Source organism: Spongiactinospora gelatinilytica (assembly GCF_003236385.1).
Lineage (GTDB): Bacteria > Actinomycetota > Actinomycetes > Streptosporangiales > Streptosporangiaceae > Spongiactinospora > Spongiactinospora gelatinilytica.
Genome location: NZ_POUA01000571.1, coordinates 1 through 3,146 on the forward strand (window position 1 = coordinate 1; position 3,146 = coordinate 3,146).

Genomic DNA, 3,146 nt, shown 5'->3' on the forward strand with positions numbered 1-3,146 from the left:
GGGGTGGGGCGGCACCGCGGTACGGGTCTCGGCGGGTTCGAGCAGCCGCTCGATCACCGACAGGCAGAGCTTGTGCACGACCTCGCGGCCGAGGGTGTCGGCGGTCCGCGCGGATTCGAGCGGATCGGTGAACCTGACCAGCGGCAGGATGTCGCCGAGCACAAGGTGTCCCCAGCAGGCCATGGACAGGTCGGCGAGCCGCGCGGCCACCTGCGGGGTCCCGATGGTGGCGCAGGCTCGATCGACGGGCAGCGCCTGCCACCACACCTGTGGCAGGCGTGGGTCGTCCGCGATCGGCGCGATCTGCCTGGGGGAGGTCCAGCGCAGGGGTGGCACGATGTCGCTCAGGCTGAGGTTCATTGAAATCCAACCGGCAAAGGATTCATATCCGCAGTTCGAGACATTATGGGGTCAGGACGGCAGGAAAGGGCTCGCCCTGCCTGAATGGGACACATACAGCAGCTCGGCTGCCCTGGTGCAGGCCACGTACAGCAGGCCGCGCTCTCGTTGCAGGTCATGGGCCCTGGCCGCCGGGTCCTCTGCGGCCGGGGTCAGCGCCGCTGGGGAGGGCACGATCCCATCCGTCACGCCTATCACGGCCACCCGCCGGAACTCCAGCCCTTTCATAGCATGCAAGGTGCATACTCGAACCCCCAGATTCGCCTTTTCGGTCGCCGCTCGGGCCGCGCGGACGAGGTCCGCCTCCCGCGCGGCGACCGCGATCTCCGACACCGGCACGCGATCGTCGACCACCCACTCCTTCAGCATGGCGACCAGCCCTGACAGTTCGGCCTCCGCCGAGTCGTAGCCGACCACGACCGGCCGGGCCCCGTGCCCGTCCGAGCCGAACCCGAACAGCTCGTGAATGGTCTCCACCAGGCCGTCCACCGGGCCGCCGCCGCGCAGCCGCACGCTCCAGGAGAGCAGCTCGCGCGACAGGCGGCGGGAGACGTCGAGCCGCCGCGGCGTCGCGGCGATGCCCACCGCGCTCAGCGGGACCCGGTTGTCGGAGATCCGCTGGTGCGGGTCGCCGACGATGAACAGGTCGTCGCTCAGGTGCGGGACGGCCGCGCGCAGCAGCCGCCACTGCGCCGGGTGCAGATCCTGCGCCTCGTCCACGACGATATGCCGGTAGGGCTCTCGCAGGGGTCCGGAATCGTCCAGCAGGTCGCCCGTGGTGCGGCTGAGCAGCGCGCACGCCTCGGCCGCGAGCTGTAGCAGCGTCCGCCGGCCGCTCTCCCGCAGCCTGGCCGTCACCTGCGCGATGGCCTGCCAGATCGCGGCCCGCTCGGCCTCGTCCAGGGCCACGCTGCGCCCCGGGCGCTCGGCGTCCAGGTACTCGGCGAGTGTGGTGAGGTTCTGGGCCAGCACCACCTGTTCCCACTCGCGCAGCACGAAGCCGGGCGAGTGCGGGCCGCCCCTGGCCGCCTCGGCGAAGAGCCGGCCGACCTCGGCGTCGCCGGCCAGATTGGGCTTGCGGCCCTCGGCCTCGGTCATGATGTGGTGGGCCAGCCGGTCCACGTTGCCCACCTCGACCCGCTTGCGCAGCACGCAGTCGGTGACCAGCAGGTCCAGTTTCGCGCTCAGCAGGTCGCTCAGCCCCCGTGAGAACGTCACCAGCAGCACGGGCCCGGACCCCTCCGCCGCCAGGTACGCCGCCCGGTGCAGCGCGACCAGGGTCTTGCCGGTGCCCACCCCGCCCGTGACCAGAACCGGACGCTCATAGTGCGGGGTGCGCGACAGCCGGTGCTGCGGCGGGTGCAGGAAGACGCACCAGTCGGGGGAGCCGAGCACGCGGTCGAGTTCGGTGTGGTCGGCGACGAACGCCGCGCGGTCCGGGCTGCGCCGCAGCGCCGCCTGCACGTCGGTGGTGTCGACCGGGGCGTCGTCGATGGACGTGGCGGCGGCGGGCCAGGTGACGGCGGTACGCCAGGCGTCCAGGGCCCGCCAGGCCGCGCCCAGCGAGCCGGTCCTGGCCAGCTCGGCCAGCGGCGCGTACTGCGTCGGCGGCAGCAGCGGTTCCAGCGCCGCCAAGGTCGCCTCCGTGGACACCAGGCGGATGTACGGCAGCAGGCGCGGGTCGACGCCGATCGACGCCAGGTCCGCGTCGGACACGTCGTCGAACAGACGTCTGCCGGGTCCGTCCGCCGAACGCCGCAACGCGGGCTCCGCCCGCTCCAGCGCCTCGGCGTCCCACACCTCGATGACGCCCAGCCTGGAGTTCACCCCGAACCCGAGGCCGCTCGCGTACGCCCACGCGTCGCCGTCCGGCAGCACCGTGAGCAGCCAGTAGACGTCGCCGTCGCGCAGCACCACCCCGCGGTACCGCTCGGCCAGGCGCAGCGTCGCCATCCGCGCGTCCCTCGCGTCGCCGACCTGCTCCGGGTACGGCGCGGCCGGGACCTGCTCAAGGAACCGCCGGATCGCGACAACGACGTCCCGGCGCACCGGTTCGGCCAGTGCGCGTAGTTCCCTGGGGAACTCGGGGGAGATCGCGAGCCGTGGCAAAGGCGGTCTCCGGCTAGGAGAGAAGTGACAGCAGATCGCGGTCACCACGCTCGCGCAGCCGTACCAGCAGGTCGGAATGACCCACCGAACCGGCCATGCCGATCCGCGTGGCGATCACCCGCGACGCCTGGTCCGCGGTGTTGTCCGGCGCGGTGTAGCCGACCAGGCGCAGCGCCTGGGTGATCGGCTCCACGTCCGGGCCCGCGGCGTCCAGGTGCCTGGTCCGCAGCATGCCCTCCTCGGACAGGGTCAGGAACAGGTGGCCGCCCTCCTTGGCCTCGACTTCTTCGAGCAGCCGCAGCAGCGACTCCACCACCGGCCTGCTCTGCCAGGTCATCGTGAGGTCACCCGCGGTGCTGCTAACAGTACGGCTCTGGCCGGGGGACAGTCCTAGATAAGCGGCGAATCCGCTCGGCAGCGGGCACTCGGCGCCGTTCAGGTGCTCTTCGGTGAGGTCGATCCGCAGCCACCAGCGGCCGTCGGGCTGGCGGAAGCAGCGGCGGGTGAAGCTCACGTCCTTGAAGGGGCGGAAGCCTTTGGACGCGGATTCCTGGCCGGGCGGCTCTTGGCCGGTCGGCTCCTGCTCGGGCTCTGGGGCCGTCGGCTCGTCCAGGAGCTCGGGGGGTTCGGGCTGAGGC

At 72.0% G+C, this 3,146-nt stretch carries 1 protein-coding gene and 2 pseudogenes; all 3 read right to left on the bottom strand.

Annotated elements, in window-relative coordinates; all coding sequences use genetic code 11:
- Nucleotides 1-360: pseudogene (locus C1I98_RS37055) on the bottom strand (sigma factor-like helix-turn-helix DNA-binding protein); the annotation flags it as partial.
- A 51-nt stretch (nt 361-411) separates the two neighbouring features.
- The gene (locus C1I98_RS37060) at nt 412-2,508 is read right to left on the bottom strand and encodes a UvrD-helicase domain-containing protein (protein ID WP_111171935.1); all 2,097 of its coding nucleotides are present in this window, start codon (nt 2,506-2,508) and stop codon (nt 412-414) included.
- Between the two features lie 13 nt (nt 2,509-2,521).
- A pseudogene (locus C1I98_RS42230) lies at nt 2,522-3,146 on the bottom strand (sigma factor-like helix-turn-helix DNA-binding protein); the annotation flags it as partial.